The sequence below is a fragment of the Mucilaginibacter sp. GW821-FHT07H05 genome (assembly GCF_059418485.1).
The window spans coordinates 326,530-344,260 of record NZ_JBWKPY010000005.1; the positions used below are offsets into that span (position 1 = coordinate 326,530).

Below are 17,731 nucleotides of genomic sequence, written 5' to 3' on the forward strand. Positions count from 1 at the left end.
ATTTAGCTGGTAAAAGTTTGCATATCAATTAACTTGCGGTATAAACCGTTTGCTGCTATTAGCTGCGGGTGGGTGCCTTGTTCCACTATTTGTCCATCCTCCAGCACAATAATTATATCGGCGTTTTGAATAGTACTTAAGCGGTGTGCTATAATCAACGAGGTACGGTTCTTCATCAGGTTGTTCAGTGCGTCCTGCACCAGTTTTTCCGACTCGGTATCCAGCGCCGAGGTAGCCTCGTCCAACAGCATAACAGGCGGGTTGCTTAAAACAGCACGGGCTATACAAATACGCTGGCGCTGGCCGCCGCTTAGCTTGGTGCCGCGGTCGCCAATGTTGGTATCATAACCATCCTCGGTATCCAAAATAAAGTTATGAGCGTTAGCAATGCGCGCGGCGGCTTCTACCTGCTCTATGGTAGCGTTGGGCTTACCAAAGGCGATATTATTAAATATGCTATCGTTAAACAAAATAGACTCCTGGTTAACGGTGCCCATTAAGGCCCGCAGCGAGTGCGAAGTTACCCCTTGGATATTATGCCCATCAATCAATATCTCGCCCTCCTGCGGCTCAATAAAACGCGGGATCAGGTCCATTAAAGTTGATTTGCCGCCACCCGAGGGGCCAACCAGCGCTACGGTTTTCCCTTTGGGGATATGCAGGTTAATGCCCTTCAGTACTGGCCGGTTAGGGTAACTGAATACCACATTATTAAACTGGATACCCTCGTTAAATCCGGTAAGCGCTATGGCATCCGGCGCATCAACAATGGCAGGTTTCTCGTCAATCAGTTCCAGCACACGATCACCGGCGGCAAGGCCCGAGTGGATGCTGGTGAAAGAATCGGATATGGATTTTGCCGGGCGCATCAGTTGCGAGAACATGGCCAGGTAAGTAATAAAAGCGCCGGCGGTAAGGCCAGATTGGTTGTTGAAGATTCGCCATCCGCCATAAAGCAGTATAAACGAAAGCATGGTGACGGATAAAGCCTCGGATGTTGGCGATGCCATTTGCTGCCTTTTAGCCATAGCGCGTGTTATTTTTGAATAGCGCACATTTTCTTCGTTAAAGCGGTTTTTAGTATAACTGGTAGCGTTAAAAGCTTTAATAATTTTGACGCCCTGCAAAGCTTCGTCCAGGTAACTGAGCATATTACCGTATGATTGCTGTGCCGATGTAGCCTGTTTTTTTAATTGCCGTACAATACGCGAAATAGCAAAACCCGATATGGGGATGACCAGCAATGAAATTGCTGTAAGCGTTGGGTCTATCATAAACAGCGCAAAAAGCATGGCAATAATGGTAAGCGGCTCCTTAAATATTACCTGTAAAGTACCCGTGACCGAAAATTGCACTACCTGCACATCCGACGATACCTTCGACATGATATCGCCCTTGCGCTCGTTACTGAAAAAGCCAAGGTGCAGATCCATCACACTGTTAAATACAGCACTACGCAGATTTAAAAGTGTGTGTACCCGTAGGTTTTCCATGGTACGGGCCGACAAGTACCTGAAAATGTTTCCTAAAAAAACAGCAACAATAATTACCGCGCACACAAATTGCAGCGCCGCCCAGCGGCCATGCTGGCTCTTAAAGTATACCAGGTAATATTTAAACCAGCCTGTGAGCGAAAACATATCGGGATGGGTACCTGGCTTTGCAGCAGCCTGAACAGTGGCACATGCTTCCTTATCAAATAACACATTTAATAAGGGGCCAAGTAAAACCAGCACCAGTGTACTGAAAATTACATACAGTATGGTATATATAATATAAGGTATGGCAAACTTTTCTATGGGTTTAGCAAAGGAGAGCAGCCTGAAATATGTCTTCATTTAAAAATATAAGTTCTGCAAAAATATTAAATAACGCTGGTTATTTGTGATTATTTGTATGGATGGGTTGTTAGCGTTTAAAATGAGATACGGATGATGTTACGATGGGATATGCCGGGGGCAGGCATCATTACTTCACTATCTTATAATTACGATACTCGCTTACCCGCCAACCCGTTAAATCTTCAATTTTTTGCAGTGCCTTGCGGCGAAAGTTCATCTTTTTGTGCAACGCCTTCAGGTCGATATTCAGGTTCCAGTTGGTGGCGGCTATGCGTTTTTGCATCACGGCCGGGTGTGTGCCGGTAAAATGCACCAGGCGGTCGGCATTTTTATAGTCAAATTCGTAGGTTTCGGGCAGGTTTTCGGCCAGCCAGGTATCATCATGGTAAAACTGGTTAAAGTTGCGCAGCTTATTTTTTAAGCCCGACGGCGGCTTTACCCAGCCATAGTGGTATATATAAGCGTCGATCAGCTTTACGTTGATCTTACGGTTGTTCCACCTAAAACCCTGCGCATCGCGGTAGGAGTGGATGGCTTTATTGTTGCGCAGCACCCTGATCTCGCGGCGATACCAGCGGCGCGAATGGCCATAATAATCATACGAGCCATAAAAGTGCCGGTATTTAAGCAGCAGTCCCTCAACATTGGGGGTGTGCAGGTTGTCTTCCATCTCCTTACGGATCAGCGGCAGGTATTGCTCGTGCACACACTCATCGCCCTGGATATAAAAAGCCCAGTCCGCATCGGGCGATATGGCCGCGAAGGCCTTATCCGTTTCGGCTGCGAAAACTGCCCCGCCTTCGCGGATAGTATCGTCCCAAACCGTGTTAATGATCTTTATTTTGGGTGAGTTGATCCCCCTGATCAAGCTTTCGGTTTCGTCATCACAATTACCCAACGCCACCACAAATTCATCGCAAATGGGCAGGATAGAGGTAATGGCCTCTACCACGGGGTAATCATTCTTTACAGCATTCCTGATAAAAGTAAAACCGGCTACCTTCATAATACGGGCAAATATAATATAATGATAAGACCCGCAACATCGAATATCCTTTATTACTCTCCGCAATATTTTGTTTCTTTACCTTTATTAATATATGCCAGCTCAACATCAAATATTACAGCCTGATTGTGCCGATTTTAAATCGGTAGCCCGCGCGCTGACTGTTGTGGAGAACGATTTGCCCGGTGCTGATGAATTGCTGCGATCTTTAAATCTGGGCAGTAAAGCGCCGGTGGTTGGTATTACCGGCCCGCCCGGCGCCGGCAAAAGCACGCTGGTTAACGCGCTGATCACTGAGTTGGTGGCCGGCGGCAAAAAAGTAGCCGTGCTGGCTATCGACCCTACATCGCCTTTTAACTATGGCTCGCTGCTGGGCGACAGGATCCGGATGGCTGCTCATTTTAACCATCCCGATGTATTTATCCGCTCGCTGGCTACGCGTGGTTCGCTGGGCGGCCTGTCGGCCAAAACTATCGAAATGTGCGATGTGTTGCGTGCCGCAGGCTTTGATTATATCCTGGTGGAAACCGTAGGCGTTGGCCAGTCGGAAATTGAGATTGCCGGCCTGGCCGATGCTACCCTGCTGGTGCTGGTGCCCGAAAGCGGCGACGAGATCCAAAATATTAAATCGGGCATTATGGAAATTGCCGATGCTTTTATCATTAACAAAGCCGACAGGGAAGGGGCCGATGCCTATTATTATACGCTAAAGAAACTCATCCATCAAAAGGAAACCGTTATACCTATATATAAGGCAATCGCATCGCAAAACACAGGTGTAGCAGAAATAGTACAGTTTATCCGTCAATTGCCCAATATCACCAACAGCCGCCGGGAATTACTGCTTGCCGAAAAAGCATATCAATTGATCCGTCATCAGCGTATGGCCGGGGTCGACAAAAAAAAGCTTCAGCAGGATATTGCTGAAGCTATGAATAAGCCGGGTTTTAATTTGTACCAGTTTTTAAACCCCCTAACCCCCTGAAGGGGGAACAGGATTTTTTTAACTCCCCCTTTAGGGGGCTGGGGGGTTAACTATTCATAATCTCTTCAATTTCCTCAGCTTCAACTGGTATATCAGCCATCAGATCAATATTGCCATCTTTAGTGATCAGAATATTATTTTCTATCCGGATGCCCAGGCCTTCGGCAGGGATATATATACCCGGTTCGCAGGTAAGGATATTGCCTGCGGCAAATGGCGTATAACGCCCGGCAAAGTCATGCACGTCAATACCCAGGTGGTGCGATGTGCCGTGCATAAAGTATTTTTTGTAGGCCGGCATTTTAGGGTCCTGCTTTTCTACATCGTGTTTGGTTAACAGGCCCAGGCCAATCAGTTCGCTGGTCATTATTTTGCCTACCTCATCGTGGTATTCATTCCAGATGGCGCCGGTTACCAGCATTTGGGTGGCGGCGCGCATTACCCGCAGCACGGCGTTGTATACATCGCGCTGGCGTTTAGTAAAACGGCCGTTAACCGGTACCGAGCGGCTCATATCAGCATTGTAATTAGCATATTCGGCAGCAAAATCAAACAGTATCACATCGCCATCGTTGCAAACCTGGTTGTTATCAATATAATGCAGCACAATCGCGTTCTTTCCTGATGCGATGATGGGATTATAGGCGTGGCCGGTAGCGCGCTGGCGTATAAACTCGTGTATAATCTCGGCCTCTATCTCGTACTCGGTTACACCGGGTTTCAAAAATTTCAGTACACGTATAAAAGCATCGCGGGTAATACTGCATGCTTTTTTGGTCAGTTCAATTTCTACGGTTGATTTTACCGCCCGTAATTCGCGCATAACAGGCGCGGCACGTTCATAACGATGCAACGGGTATTTAGCACGCAAATCTGCTAAAAAGCGCAGGTCGCGGTAAGGGACGCTGTTGGCATAGCGATCGTTCTCGTTAGTATTAATATATATATTATCGGCATAGTGTATAATACTATGTAATATAGTATCAAAGTCCTGTAACCAATACACTGCTTCAATGCCCGATGCATTCCGTGCTTCCTCTTTTGTATACTTGTGTCCTTCCCAAACTGCAATATGTTCGTTGGTTTGTCTTAAAAAAAGTACTTCTTTGTACAACGGATTAGGACAATCAGGAAATAAAAGCAGGATACTTTGCTCCTGATCTATGCCTGTCAGGTAAAAAAAGTCGGCATTTTGTTTAAAAATAAAGTTCTGATCGCCGCTTCTTACAAATTCATCATTGGCGTTAAATAAGGCTATAGAACGCTCTTTAATGCTCGAAACGAAATTTTTTCTATTTAAAGTAAATAAATCATTACTTATAGGTAGGTATTTCATTATTATCAGATATTTTAATTTACGGCAAACATTTTTTGTATTTATTTGTCGTGTTATTATGAAAAAATTGGAACAGTGTTTGGTAATGAATTTCAAACATAATTACTAATTTTGAAAAAAATCACAATTAATTGTTTAATCTTAAAAACTATGAATTATTCTACATTAAAGAAAACAGTCGCCTTATCATTCGTTGCAGCGCTGGGTTTTGGAGCAGCCAACGCCCAAACAACTGAACCAATGACAACGTCTTCTGCAACTTCTACAGCCAAGGTATTTGGGGGTAGGGGTCAGTACAACACTTTTAGCATTGGTGCCAACGTTGGCCTTGTGTCGCCTTTCCTGGCTATCGGCGGTACTAACGACTACACCGATTTTAAAGCTAAATTAGGTTACGGTATCTCGTTAAGAGACCAATTAGCTCATTCATTTGGTTTGCAACTGGATGTACACGGCGGTACAGTTGCCGGCGATATGTCTGGCGCGGCAGGCGGTGTACGCGGTGGTGTACGCAGCTTCAGCACTAAGTTTTGGAGTGGTACTTTAAGCGGTACAGTTAACGTAGCAACTATCGACTATATCCGTCGTAAAAATGCAGTTAACTTCTTTATTACCGGTGGTGCTGGTTTATTATTTTACAATCCAACCGTTGTTTTAGCAAATAACACTACAGTTGATTATAAAGCAATTTCAGGTCATCAAACTAAAGAATTAATTATCCCTGTAGGTGCAGGTGTTAAATTCAGGTTAACTGATGCGGTTGCCTTAAATTTAGGTTACACTGTTAACTTTATGGATGGTGACAACCTGGACGGGCTTTATCTGAACGGCGCAAGCAACAAGGATAAATACTCTTATGGTTATGGTGGTTTAGAATTCACTTTAGGTCCAAAATCAAAACCAAACCTGGATTGGGTTAACCCTGTAGCTATGATGTATGACGAACTGTATGATGCAGAATTACGTCGTGAAGTTGCAGCTTTAAAAGGCCGTGTTAGCAATGTTGAAAGCGCTGTTAACGACCTGAAAAAAGATTCTGACGGTGACGGTGTATCTGATCAGTTTGACAAATGCCCTAACACTCCTGCAGGTACTGTAGTTGATGGTGCTGGTTGCGAGATCAAATTCCCTGTAATCGACACTTCATTATTTGTACGTAAAGGTGCCGTTGGTACAGTTACTACTGCTCCTTACTCAAACATCCAGTTTGATTTTGACAGCTCGGTATTACGTACTTCATCTTACCCTGTATTAGATGCTTCATCTGCCGATCTGCGCAGCAGCAATGCAACTGTAACTTTAAATGGTTACGCTTCATCAGAAGGTACTGCTGCTCATAACCTGCGCTTATCAAAAGATCGTGCTAATTCAGTTAAAACTTACCTGGTAAATTCAGGTGTTGATGCAAAACGCATTAAAGTTAAAGGCTTCGGTGAAACTCACCCAATAGCTGATAACTCTACTGAAGAAGGTCGTATCATGAACCGTCGCGTTGAGTTCAAAAAATAATAATCTGTAAAAGGTTATTAAGCAAATAAGAAAAAGCCTCCCGGTAATTACCGGGAGGCTTTCTTTTTTTATTAGATTTGTATCATGTATTTCTTTCGAAAAAAAGATCCTAACAGGCCAACAAGCTTTAATCTTAAAGTGATGCATATGATTAATGCCATAGCTATTACTATGTTTTTGTTAGGCATTATTTACAAACTGATAGATTGGTTTGTACTAAAGAAGTAGCAGAAAGTCCGAAACTCCGCATAAGTCGGAAAGTCCGGAAAGCAGGAACAGAACTTTATAAGCAACATACATCATCTAAACTTTCGGACATTCGGGCCTTCCGACTTCCGGACTAAATTAATTTCATGAAAGACATCGTTAGCAAAAACGCCCCCGCGCCGATAGGCCCTTATAGCCAGGCTATAGTAGCCGGTAATTTTTTATTTGTATCGGGCCAGGTGGCCATCCATCCGTCAACCGGCGAGTTGGTATTGCAGGATATCCAGGCAGAAACCACACAGGTAATGGAAAACATTAAAGCCATTTTAACCGAGGCCGGTACCGATTTTAGCCACATTGTAAAAACCACTATTTTTTTAAAAGACATGCAGGATTTTGCCGCGGTGAATACCGTTTATGGCTCATACTTAAGTCAACCTTTCCCGGCGCGCGAAACTGTTGCAGTAGCGGGTTTGCCAAAAAATGTAAATGTTGAAATATCAGTAACGGTGTTATTAGGTTAATGGTGAAAAAACGGGGAAGTATCCTATATCTCTCCTGCGCCATTGGGGCTGCGGTATTATGGGGTTTCTTCGCCTTTCCCTTACGGCGGATACAGCAATATTCGCCTCAGCAAATACTTTATTACCGGGTATTTACTTCCTTTGTTATTGTATGGGCTGTTAACCTGCTGTTCAGGAAAAAGCAGTTATTAAAGGATTACAGGCAAATAAAAGATGCCGATAAGCCAACCCGGCGCAAACTGCTATGGCTGCTTTTGGGTTCGGGAGTGTTTATAACCGGCAACTGGTACTCGTTCATTTATGTAATGAACCATATTAGTTTAAAATCGGCAGCCTTTGCCTATATGATATGCCCTATTATTACGGCTGCCGGAGGCTTTATTTTGCTGAAGGAGCCGGTTACACGGCTAAAGCTGGCAGCCATCGGGATTGCTGTTTTAAGTGTGCTTATCCTGTCCACAGCGTCGTTACACCAGGCCTTATGGTCGGTAGGGGTTGCACTGATGTATGCCTTATACCTGGTTATACAACGGGTGCTTAACCAGTTTGATAAATTAAATTTGCTGGGCCTGCAACTGCTTATTTCGCTGTTGTTATTGCTGCCGTTTTATGTGTACGATGGCAAAGCCGTACCAAATGCTACAGAGTTTTGGGTGGTGATCCTTATTATATCAGTAGTATTAACTATCATTCCGCTGCTTTTAAGTTCGTACGCGTTAAATGGCATACCATCATCTACTTTGGGTATTACCATTTATGTTAACCCAATGATATCCTTTACGGTAGCCTTTATCTGGTTTCACGAGCAGGTTAGTTACCAGCAGGCAGCCGGTTATTTGTTATTAATGCTGGCGGTGATTACTTTTAACTGGTCCATTATCAAAACGGCTTTCGGACGTAAAACAGCCGAAACAGAGCTTACCTAAAATCAGCCCATCTGTGAATCAGTTGTTTCAAACACCAATTGAGTATTTGAAAGGTACTGGCCCCTCGCGGGCCGAGGTGCTGAAGAAAGAATTGGGCGTTTATAATTTTGAGGATATGCTGCGGCATTTCCCGTATAAGTACATCGATCGTACCCGTTTTTATAAGATCAGGGATATTAATATCGAGCTGCCGCATGTGCAGGTAATTGCCCGTTTAACCCAGAAGGAAATTTTAGGCGAAAAACATACCCGGCGCCTGGTAGTACAAGCGCAGGATGATACCGGTGTAATGGAACTGGTATGGTTTCAGGGGATCAGATGGATTGAGAAATACCTGCTGGTGGGCAAGGCCTACATCATTTTCGGCAAACCGGGATCGTTTAACGGCAAGGCGCAAATGGCCCATCCCGAAATTGAGCTATACTCGCCCGAAGCTTTAAAACGTAAAGGCAATGCTACCCTGCAGCCGGTGTACAACTCTACCGAAAAACTGAAACAATATACGCTGGATAGTAAGGGCCTGCAAAAGCTGACCGCCTTTTTAATTGAACAGCACAGCAAGGAGATCCCCGAAAACTTGCCGCTATATATATTAAACAAGCTAAAGCTGATGGGTAGGGCCGATGCTTACCGTCATATCCATTTCCCCGAAAATGCAACTGCACTGGCCGAAGCTACGCGACGATTGAAGTTTGAAGAATTGTTTTTTATCCAGCTAAAATTGCTGCGTAATAAACTGCTGCGCGTTCAGAAATTTAAAGGCAATGTGTTTGATAAGGTAGGTCATTACTTTAATGATTTTTATCAGCATAAATTACCCTTCCAGCTAACCAATGCCCAAAAGCGTGTACTGAAAGAGATCCGTCAGGATACCCAGCGGGGCGTGCAAATGAACCGCCTGCTGCAGGGCGATGTGGGCAGCGGCAAAACCATAGTAGCCTTAATGAGTATCCTGATCGCTTTGGATAACGGTTTCCAGGCCTGCTTTATGGCGCCTACCGAAATTTTGGCTAATCAGCATTTTGAAACGGTGAAGAGCATCATAGGGGATGACTTTATCAATATCGCCCTGCTTACCGGTTCTACCAAACAAAAGGCCCGAAATGTGATCCATCAGCAATTGGAGGATGGTACTTTGCATATCCTGTTTGGTACGCACGCGCTGATAGAGGACAAGGTGCAATACAAAAACCTGGGCTTTATTGTAATTGATGAGCAGCACCGTTTTGGGGTAGAACAGCGGGCAAAGCTATGGCGAAAGAACATCATCCCGCCGCATGTATTGGTGATGACGGCCACCCCGATACCCCGCACCCTGGCCATGACCTTATACGGCGATTTGGATGTATCCGTAATAGATGAACTCCCCGCCGGCCGCAAGCCCATTGAAACCCTACATTTTTACGAGAACCAGCGGTTGCGGATGTTTGGTATGATGAAGGAGGAGATTGCCAAAGGCCGGCAGATTTATGTGGTATATCCCTTGATTAAAGAAAGCGAAAAACTGGATCTGAAAAACCTGGAAGATGGCATTGAGGTAATGTCGCGCGAGTTTCCCTTGCCGCAGTATCGCATCAGCATAGTACATGGCAAAATGAAGGCGGCGGATAAGGATATAGAGATGCAGCGCTTTGTAAAAGGTGAAACCCATATTATGGTAGCTACCACCGTGATTGAGGTAGGGGTGAACGTGCCCAATGCATCGGTAATGATCATTGAAAATGCCGAGCGCTTTGGCTTGTCGCAATTACACCAGTTGCGCGGCCGGGTAGGGCGCGGTGCCGAGCAATCCTATTGCATATTAATGAGTGATCATAAACTGAGCCGCGATGGGCGTATCCGTTTGGATACAATGGTGAAGACCAATAACGGTTTCGAGATTTCTGAAATAGACCTGCAATTACGCGGCCCGGGTAATATTGAGGGTACCCAGCAAAGCGGCGTGCTGGATTTGAAACTGGCCGACCTGGCCGCGGATCAGCAATTGTTAATGCTGGCCCGGCATACCGTTGAAGAGATATTTGAAACAGACCCCCAACTGGCGCACCCTGAAAATATGGTGCTTAATCAGGCGTTCCTATCCAAAAAGGATGGGTTGAGCTGGGATAAGATCTCGTAATACAAATTTCATATTGTCATTGCGAGGTATCAAATCCCGCTGAGATTTTAAAGGTTTGGATGACAAGGAGGAGACTGTCACCCTGAGCCTGTCGAAGAGTGCGTGCGTAGGCCTACCCTCCATGGTTCGACAAGCTCACCATGACACCCTACGCTCGATTTGTCATTGCGAGGTACGAAGCAATCGCACACCCAAAGAGTGGTTGTGTATAGTTCGTGATTGCTTCGTTCCTCGCAATGACAATTCGCTTAATTTTTTTAAATTTGCTTAAACACGCTTTCCTCATCATCCATATGAAAAAAACACTACTCAGCATCTCTCTTTTATTTCTTGGTTTCACCGCGGCAAACGCCCAGCAGGATTCGCTTACGCTACGTAAAATATACGACGAAGCTTTGGTGAACGGCCAGTGCTATCAAAACCTGCGTTACCTGTGCAAAAATATTGGTCCGCGCTTAAGCGGATCGGCCAACGCGCAAAAGGCGGTGGAGTGGACTAAAAAGGTGATGGAAGTCTACCACTTTGATAAAGTGTTTTTGCAGGAAGTAATGGTGCCGCATTGGGAGCGTGGTGCAAAGGAGCAGGGGTATATTATCGATGGCACTAAAAAGGTCCCGGTAGCGATATGCGCTTTGGGGATGGCAGTAGCTACCCCTGCCGCGGGCATAACTGCCAATGTGGTTGAGGTGCATAGCCTGGAAGAGGTAGCCACCCTTGGCGAAGCCGGCATAAAAGGTAAAATAGTGTTTTACAACAGGCCTTTTGACCCCCGGTTTATTGAGACAGGTGCGGCTTACGGCACAGCTGGCGATCAGCGCCGCGCCGGTCCGTCCATGGCCGCTAAGTATGGCGCGGTGGGTGTAATTGTACGATCGCTTACCGAAGCTAACGATGATTACCCGCATACCGGCACAACGCAGTACAGCCCGAATGCTCCCAAGATACCTGCGGCAGCTATATCTACCAAAGGCGCCGACAAGCTAAGCGCCATGCTGAAATTGAATAAAACGCTTAAATTTTACTTTAAACAAAATTGCCGCCAGTTACCCGATGTATTATCATACAATGTGGTGGGCGAGATCACCGGTACCGAGAATCCCAACAAATTTATCACCGTAGGCGGCCACCTCGACTCGTGGGACTTAGCCGAGGGCGCGCATGATGACGGCACCGGTGTAATGCAATCTATTGAGGTGTTGCGCATATTAAAAGCCATGGGCTATAAACCCAAAAACTCCATCAGGGCGGTAATGTTTATGAACGAGGAGAATGGCGCCAAAGGCGGGATGAAATATGCCGAGTTAGCCGCTCAAAATAAGGAGCAGCATATAGCGGCTATTGAAACCGACGAAGGTGGTTTTGTGCCGCGTGGCTTTAGCTTTGACGGCATTAGCACAGATAAATTAAAAAGTATTAACACAAAGTACAAAGCGCTTTTTGAACCCTATGAAGCCGACAGGCTGGTAATAGGCGGCAGCGGAACAGATGTAGGTCCGTTGAAAAACGCGGTGCCGGGTATTACACTAATCGGTTTCAGGCCCGATTCTCAGCGTTATTTTGATATCCACCATACCGCCAACGATGTGTTTGAGAATGTAAACAAACGCGAGCTGGAACTGGGCGCAGCAACTATTGCATCGCTGGTGTATTTGATGGATCAGCACGGATTGTAGATCCCTCTTTTAGATATTCTCTCCGAGAGACCCTGCGGAGACCCGAGGAGGAGGGTGTCACCCTGAGCTTGTCGAAGGGTGCGTGCGCAGGCCTTTGCCCGCCATGGTTCGACAAGCTCACCATGACACCCCTCGCGCCAAATATGTCATTGCGAGGAGCGGCCCGGACTGTGTTGTGGGGCGACGCGGCAATCCCGTAGCTTTAAGAGCAATACTACGAGATTGCCACGCTATCGCTCGCAATGTCAAGTCTTTTTTTGAGGATATCATTGCACCGCTAATCCACATATTGTAATTTAGCGGCATTTTAAAATAAACAAGCCAGTAAGTGCCCGACGAAGGAAATAGTAAACCCCGTAAAGATTCATTTGCAGCGTTGCGATATAAGGATTTTCGCTCGTACCTGGGTATGCGGTTCTTCTTTACGTTTGCTTATCAAATGCAAACCACGGTACTGGGATTCTACATCTATCAACTTACACACAGCACCATAAATATTGCCCTGATCGGTTTAAGCGAGGTGATCCCGGCGGTTGGCATTGCCTTATATGGCGGTTATATTGCCGATAAGTACGAGAAACGTAAAATGCTGCTGCTGATATTTACCGGCGTATTGTTCTCGTCGCTGGTAATGGGCGTTGTAACCCTGAGCAGTCTTGGTCCGCAAATCCCAACCCAGTGGATACTAATAGCCATTTATGCCATGATATTTTGCAATGGCGTATCCCGGGCATTTTATGGCCCGGCCACTTTTATTGTTTATAGTAACAGCATCCCGCGCGAAGTATATCCTAACGCCAGTACCTGGAGCAGTTCCAGCTGGCAGCTGGCTTCTATTTTTGGGCCGCTTACAGGTGGTTTTCTGTATGGGTTTGCCGGTAAAATTATACCCGGCCTGGCAGGTATTACCGCCAACTTCGCGGTGATTGTATTGTTTTTGCTGATAGCCCTGGTACTGGTTTTTCGCCTGCGTAAATACCCGCCAACATTTGTACCTAAAGAGAATATCTGGAAAAGCTTATCAGCCGGATTGCATTTTGTGTTCAATAATAAAATGATGCTGTACGCCATGAGCCTCGACCTGTTTTCGGTGCTGTTTGGTGGTATGATAGCCCTGTTGCCCGTATTTGCGCTGGATATTTTAAAGGTAGGGTCGGAAGGCCTGGGTGTGATGCGGATGGCGGCTTCGTTAGGCGCGGCGCTTACCATGATCGCCATGGTACGCTTCTCGCCCATGAACAGGCCCTGGCGCAATTTGCTGATAGCGGTTGCCGGTTTTGGTGTATGCATTATAGGTTTTGGCCTTTCGCATATCTTTTACCTGTCGCTGGTGTTCCTGTTTTTGCAGGGCGCGTTTGATAGCGTAAGCGTAATTATCCGTGGTACCATTATGCAACTGCTTACACCAGATGATATGCGCGGACGGGTATCAGCCGTAAATCAAATGTTTATTAGCTCATCTAACGAGTTTGGCGATTTTGAATCGGGTATAGCGGCCAAGTACCTGGGTACGGTACCTTCCGTTCTATTTGGCGGATGCATGACGCTTGGGGTGGTAGTATTTACCTTTTTTAAGACCAAGAAAATGCTGCCGCTAACGCTGAATGAAATTCATATGCCGGAGGAGAGCAAGCCGATTGCGCCTCCTGTGGCGTAGCTTTTAACAGCTTGTCATTGCGAGGTACGAAGCAATCGCACACCCAAAGAGCAGCACTCCATAGTTCGCGATTGCTTCGTACCTCGCAATGACAAGTTGGATTTACTTAAGGTAACTCCGCAACTTCCGGTGTAAACTTCTCGCCGATCTGCTGGCGCCACATGGCATAGTATAAACCTTTTTGCTGGATCAGGTCCGGATGCTTGCCCGATTCGATGATGCGGCCTTTCTCCAGCACATGGATGGTATCGGCATGCATAATGGTAGATAAGCGGTGAGCTATCAGGATAGTGATATGATTGGTTTGATCGGATACATCTTTAATCGTTTCGGTGATCTCCTCTTCGGTTATCGAATCAAGCGATGAGGTAGCCTCGTCAAAAACCAGGATATCCGGCTTGCGCAGCAAGGCACGGGCGATAGACAGGCGCTGTTTCTCGCCGCCTGATACCTTTACGCCGCCTTCGCCAATCAGCGTATCCAAACCTTTATCGGCACGTGCCAGCAGGCCCTGGCAGGCCGCACGGTGCAATACATGCATACATTCCTCGTCGGTAGCGCCGGGGCGCACAAACAGCAGGTTCTCGCGGATAGTTCCCGAAAATAATTGCGTATCCTGGGTAACAAAGCCTATGCGTTCGCGTAGCTGGTCGAGGTCAATCTCCTTGCTCAGTACATGATTGTACATAATATCGCCCTCTAATGGCTGGTATAAACCCACCAGCAGCTTCACCAGTGTAGATTTGCCCGAACCCGAGGGGCCTACAAAAGCTACCGTTTCGCCGCTGTCTACCTCAAACCCGATATTGTTTAAAGCGTTGCGGTTAGCGGTGAGGTGCTTAAAACTAACGTTGTTAAATGTTAAAGTTTTTACTCGCTCAATCAGCACCGGTTTCATGGGCTTTTTATCGATAGGCGTATTCAGGATCCGCTCAAAATTAGCCAGTGAAACCTGTGCCTCGCGCCAGGCCAGTATCACGTTACCTAATTCCTGCAAGGGGTTAAACAGGAAGAAGGAGTAAAACAAGAAGCTGAAATACTGACCGGGAGAAATGCTTTTCTCAAATATCAGCAACAGCAAAACCACTACCATAATACTGCGTACAAGGTTAACGGTGGTGCCCTGTATAAAACTCATGCTGCGCACAAATTTTACCTTTTTTAATTCGAGATCTAAAATTTTATAGGTGGTTTTGTTCAGGCGTTCAATTTCCTGTTTTACCAGGCCCAGGCTTTTTACCAGTTCAATGTTCCGCAGCGATTCGGTAGTTGAGCCGGCCAGCGCCGTGGTTTCAGCTACAATGGTGCGTTGTATGGTTTTTATACGCCTGCTTAAAGCGGTGCTTACAAAAGCAATAACCGGGATAGCGCCAAAGTAAACCAGCGTTACCTTATAGCTTACGCTTACCGAATAAATGATCACAAACAACATGCCCACCAGGCTTACAAACAGGATGCCTATAAAAGAGGTGATAAATTTCTCGCTGTCCAGCCTTACTTTTTGCAGTACGCCCAGGGTTTCGCCGCTGCGCTGATCTTCAAAAACCTGGTAAGGCAATTCCAGCGAGTGTTTTAAGCCATCGGCATACATTTTAGCGCCCGTTTTTTGTACAATAACGTTGGTAAAATAATCCTGGAAGTTTTTAGCTATACGCGATACCATGGCCGCGCCAACCGCCAGGCCAACCATGCCTATTACGCCCCATACAAACTGATCGTGGCTTAACACATCGCGTTTTTCGATAAAACGATCGACAATGTGGCCGGTAATATATGGATCGAGCAGGGAAAAGCCGATGTTAAACGCGGCCAATACCAGCGCCATCACAACTATCCAGCGATGATCTTTTAAGTAGTTTAGTAATATTTTCATTCTGTCGTAATCTTTGTTAATTGTGGCTGGAATCACCCTGCAAATCAGTGTTTAGCGATGGGGAATCCGGTTAAAATACAAAAATAAAAAAAGGGAACGGCTATTTGCCTGTTCCCTTTTTTTTGACATTGCGCTGTGCAAATTACACGGTCATGATATCTTTTTCTTTTGCTTCGGTTAATACATCTACCTTAGCTATATAGCTGTCAACCAGTTTCTGCACTTCGGCTTCGCCGGTTTTCATTTCGTCTTCAGATACACCATCAGCCTTTAGCTTCCTGATCTTCTCGTTAGCATCCTTACGGATGTTACGGATAGCAATTTTACCGGTTTCTGCTTCTGCTTTGGCTTTTTTCACCAGGTCGCGGCGGCGTTCTTCGGTAAGCGGCGGTACGTTAATGCGGATAATTACACCATCGTTTTGCGGGTTAACACCCAGGTTGGCTTCCATAATCGCTTTTTCGATAGGGCCAAGCAAGCTTTTTTCCCATGGCTGCACCACAATGGTTTTAGCGTCGGGGGTGTTTACACTGCCCACCTGGTTTAAAGGGGTAGGCGAGCCGTAGTAATCAACCATAATGCCATCAAGCATAGATGGGTTGGCCTTACCGGCACGTATTTTACCCAGCTCGTTGTCGCAGTGGTCAATAGCCTTGTCCATCAGGCTTTTTGCATCAGTTAACTGTTTTTTAATAAGTTCGCTCATGGTGAGATAGTTTTTGCAAAAATAGTAAAAAAGGTGAAAGCGGAAAGGCAAAAGCGGAAGTATGAAAAAGTAAGAATAATTAACCACAGTTCACAAATCACTATTTTTCTTTGTGACCTTTGTGTTCACGGATTAAGCAAATCCTTTGGGTTAATTCTTTACCAAACAAAATACCCTTAATTACCTTTATACTACATTACAATAATCATGGCAAATCAACCAACCGATCATCAACCCGGTCACCGCACCAAAAAAGAAACTACCTACATCCAAAAAGTTTGGCAAACCGTAGCCATTGTGGCCCTGCTGGTGGTAGTAATACTAATTGCCCGGGTAGCTTTTAACGTGGTACTGATGGTAATGGCCGGGGCGCTGATATCAACGTACTTTCACGGACTGGGTGATTTGATACAACGCAAAACAAAACTAAACCGCCGCCCCGCCATGATTATTTCGATTTTAGGATCGTTTGCCATATTGAGTTTGTTGCTGTGGTTTATGGGCACCAAAATACAGCAACAGGTAGCCGAACTAAGTAATACCCTGCCGCACACCATCAGCAATGTAAAAGCTAAGTTATCCGAGTCGCCTCTGGGGCAAAAGTTTCTGGATAGTGTTACCGGCGATAACTCGCAAAAGATCATGACAACGGCACAGTCGTTCTTTAGCACCAGTTTTGGGGTGATCGGCAATATTTATATCATCATGTTTCTGGGTATATTTTTTACGGCTAACCCATCGCTTTATAAAGATGGCATCCTGGTATTAATACCGGCCGACAGAAAAGCGCTGGGCAAACATATTATGGACCGCATCAGCCTATCCCTTAAAGGCTGGTTAAAAGGTATGATGGTATCTATTGTGCTGGTTACCATACTTATTAGTACCGGCTTAACCATTATTGGTATACCGGTAGCCATGGTGTTAGGCCTTATTACCGGCATCCTTGAACTTGTACCCAACTTTGGCTCGATCATAGCTATGATACCCGGTGTTTTACTGGCCCTTACCGTAAGCACCAATACCGGTATTATTGTGGCCTTGTTGTACATCACATCGCAAACCATTACGGCCAATATTGTTAACCCCTTGGTCCAAAAAAAGCTGATCAAATTACCACCGGCTTTGACTCTGATCAGTCAGCTGATTATGGGGGCGCTATCCGGCGCGCTGGGTATCATTTTGGCCGTGCCGCTGCTGGCCATTTTAATAATTTTGGTTGACGAATTGTATGTGAAGAAGATTAATTCAGCCCTCCCGGAAAGAGAGGATGCCACTATCAGCGTAAAATAAATTTTGCAGTTAAATCTTTCCCTTTCGGGAGGTTTGGGAGGGATGTTTGTAACAAGCCCAGCTCCGCCGCGTCTAA

At 45.8% G+C, this 17,731-nt stretch carries 14 protein-coding genes; 9 read left to right on the top strand and 5 right to left on the bottom strand.

Annotated features, from left to right (window positions below; genetic code table 11):
• Nucleotides 1-2 precede the first annotated feature (2 nt).
• Both AC07M6_RS15445 and AC07M6_RS15450 read right to left on the bottom strand, forming a co-directional pair.
• Nucleotides 3-1,838, bottom strand: a complete 1,836-nt coding sequence (locus tag AC07M6_RS15445) for an ABC transporter ATP-binding protein (protein ID WP_494890904.1) — start codon at nucleotides 1,836-1,838, stop codon at nucleotides 3-5.
• Nucleotides 1,839-1,968: 130 nt separating this feature from the next.
• Nucleotides 1,969-2,847, bottom strand: coding sequence for a glycosyltransferase family protein (locus AC07M6_RS15450; protein ID WP_494890906.1), 879 nt, complete (start codon nucleotides 2,845-2,847; stop codon nucleotides 1,969-1,971).
• 94 nt (nucleotides 2,848-2,941) lie between these two features.
• Between AC07M6_RS15450 and meaB the strand changes: the two genes are divergently transcribed.
• A complete protein-coding gene (meaB, locus tag AC07M6_RS15455) occupies nucleotides 2,942-3,832 on the top strand; it encodes a methylmalonyl Co-A mutase-associated GTPase MeaB (RefSeq protein ID WP_494890908.1) in 891 nt (296 codons plus the stop codon).
• Between the two features lie 46 nt (nucleotides 3,833-3,878).
• Here meaB and AC07M6_RS15460 read toward each other — a convergent pair whose 3' ends face one another.
• A complete protein-coding gene (locus tag AC07M6_RS15460; RefSeq protein WP_494890910.1) occupies nucleotides 3,879-5,168 on the bottom strand; it encodes an aminopeptidase P family protein in 1,290 nt (429 codons plus the stop codon).
• A 150-nt stretch (nucleotides 5,169-5,318) separates the two neighbouring features.
• Between AC07M6_RS15460 and AC07M6_RS15465 the strand changes: the two genes are divergently transcribed.
• From AC07M6_RS15465 to AC07M6_RS15495, 7 genes are all read left to right on the top strand, one after another.
• Nucleotides 5,319-6,677, top strand: coding sequence for an OmpA family protein (locus tag AC07M6_RS15465; protein ID WP_494890912.1), 1,359 nt, complete (start codon nucleotides 5,319-5,321; stop codon nucleotides 6,675-6,677).
• An 84-nt stretch (nucleotides 6,678-6,761) separates the two neighbouring features.
• Entirely contained in the window at nucleotides 6,762-6,905 is a 144-nt protein-coding gene (locus AC07M6_RS15470; protein WP_494890914.1) for a DUF6728 family protein, read from the top strand.
• Between the two features lie 125 nt (nucleotides 6,906-7,030).
• Nucleotides 7,031-7,408, top strand: a complete 378-nt coding sequence (locus tag AC07M6_RS15475; protein ID WP_494890916.1) for a RidA family protein — start codon at nucleotides 7,031-7,033, stop codon at nucleotides 7,406-7,408.
• Complete coding sequence (locus AC07M6_RS15480) at nucleotides 7,408-8,334, top strand: EamA family transporter (RefSeq protein ID WP_494890918.1); 927 nt, start codon at nucleotides 7,408-7,410, stop codon at nucleotides 8,332-8,334. The genes AC07M6_RS15475 and AC07M6_RS15480 overlap by 1 nt, the downstream gene beginning before the upstream one ends.
• A gap of 1 nt (nucleotide 8,335) precedes the next feature.
• Nucleotides 8,336-10,453, top strand: coding sequence for an ATP-dependent DNA helicase RecG (recG, locus tag AC07M6_RS15485; RefSeq protein ID WP_494891245.1), 2,118 nt, complete (start codon nucleotides 8,336-8,338; stop codon nucleotides 10,451-10,453).
• A 293-nt stretch (nucleotides 10,454-10,746) separates the two neighbouring features.
• On the top strand, nucleotides 10,747-12,126 hold the full coding sequence (locus AC07M6_RS15490; protein WP_494890920.1) for a M20/M25/M40 family metallo-hydrolase: 1,380 nt from the start codon (nucleotides 10,747-10,749) through the stop codon (nucleotides 12,124-12,126).
• 328 nt (nucleotides 12,127-12,454) lie between these two features.
• Complete coding sequence (locus tag AC07M6_RS15495) at nucleotides 12,455-13,783, top strand: MFS transporter (RefSeq protein ID WP_494890922.1); 1,329 nt, start codon at nucleotides 12,455-12,457, stop codon at nucleotides 13,781-13,783.
• A 106-nt stretch (nucleotides 13,784-13,889) separates the two neighbouring features.
• On the opposite strand, the gene AC07M6_RS15500 is transcribed toward AC07M6_RS15495, so the two are convergent.
• On the bottom strand, nucleotides 13,890-15,656 hold the full coding sequence (locus AC07M6_RS15500; protein ID WP_494890924.1) for an ABC transporter ATP-binding protein: 1,767 nt from the start codon (nucleotides 15,654-15,656) through the stop codon (nucleotides 13,890-13,892).
• A gap of 142 nt (nucleotides 15,657-15,798) precedes the next feature.
• Entirely contained in the window at nucleotides 15,799-16,362 is a 564-nt protein-coding gene (gene frr, locus AC07M6_RS15505) for a ribosome recycling factor (RefSeq protein ID WP_494890926.1), read from the bottom strand.
• Nucleotides 16,363-16,569: 207 nt separating this feature from the next.
• Between frr and AC07M6_RS15510 the strand changes: the two genes are divergently transcribed.
• On the top strand, nucleotides 16,570-17,655 hold the full coding sequence (locus AC07M6_RS15510; RefSeq protein ID WP_494890928.1) for an AI-2E family transporter: 1,086 nt from the start codon (nucleotides 16,570-16,572) through the stop codon (nucleotides 17,653-17,655).
• Nucleotides 17,656-17,731 lie beyond the last annotated feature (76 nt).

What these genes read in the sequence shown, in the direction of transcription:
- AC07M6_RS15445 (WP_494890904.1), bottom strand. Translation starts at nt 1,838, where the DNA reads ATGAAGACATATTTCAGGCTGCTCTCCTTTGCTAAACCCATAGAAAAG.
- AC07M6_RS15450 (WP_494890906.1), bottom strand. Translation starts at nt 2,847, where the DNA reads ATGAAGGTAGCCGGTTTTACTTTTATCAGGAATGCTGTAAAGAATGAT.
- meaB (WP_494890908.1), top strand. Translation starts at nt 2,942, where the DNA reads ATGCCAGCTCAACATCAAATATTACAGCCTGATTGTGCCGATTTTAAA.
- AC07M6_RS15460 (WP_494890910.1), bottom strand. Translation starts at nt 5,168, where the DNA reads ATGAAATACCTACCTATAAGTAATGATTTATTTACTTTAAATAGAAAA.
- AC07M6_RS15465 (WP_494890912.1), top strand. Translation starts at nt 5,319, where the DNA reads ATGAATTATTCTACATTAAAGAAAACAGTCGCCTTATCATTCGTTGCA.
- AC07M6_RS15470 (WP_494890914.1), top strand. Translation starts at nt 6,762, where the DNA reads ATGTATTTCTTTCGAAAAAAAGATCCTAACAGGCCAACAAGCTTTAAT.
- AC07M6_RS15475 (WP_494890916.1), top strand. Translation starts at nt 7,031, where the DNA reads ATGAAAGACATCGTTAGCAAAAACGCCCCCGCGCCGATAGGCCCTTAT.
- AC07M6_RS15480 (WP_494890918.1), top strand. Translation starts at nt 7,408, where the DNA reads ATGGTGAAAAAACGGGGAAGTATCCTATATCTCTCCTGCGCCATTGGG.
- AC07M6_RS15490 (WP_494890920.1), top strand. Translation starts at nt 10,747, where the DNA reads ATGAAAAAAACACTACTCAGCATCTCTCTTTTATTTCTTGGTTTCACC.
- AC07M6_RS15500 (WP_494890924.1), bottom strand. Translation starts at nt 15,656, where the DNA reads ATGAAAATATTACTAAACTACTTAAAAGATCATCGCTGGATAGTTGTG.
- frr (WP_494890926.1), bottom strand. Translation starts at nt 16,362, where the DNA reads ATGAGCGAACTTATTAAAAAACAGTTAACTGATGCAAAAAGCCTGATG.
- AC07M6_RS15510 (WP_494890928.1), top strand. Translation starts at nt 16,570, where the DNA reads ATGGCAAATCAACCAACCGATCATCAACCCGGTCACCGCACCAAAAAA.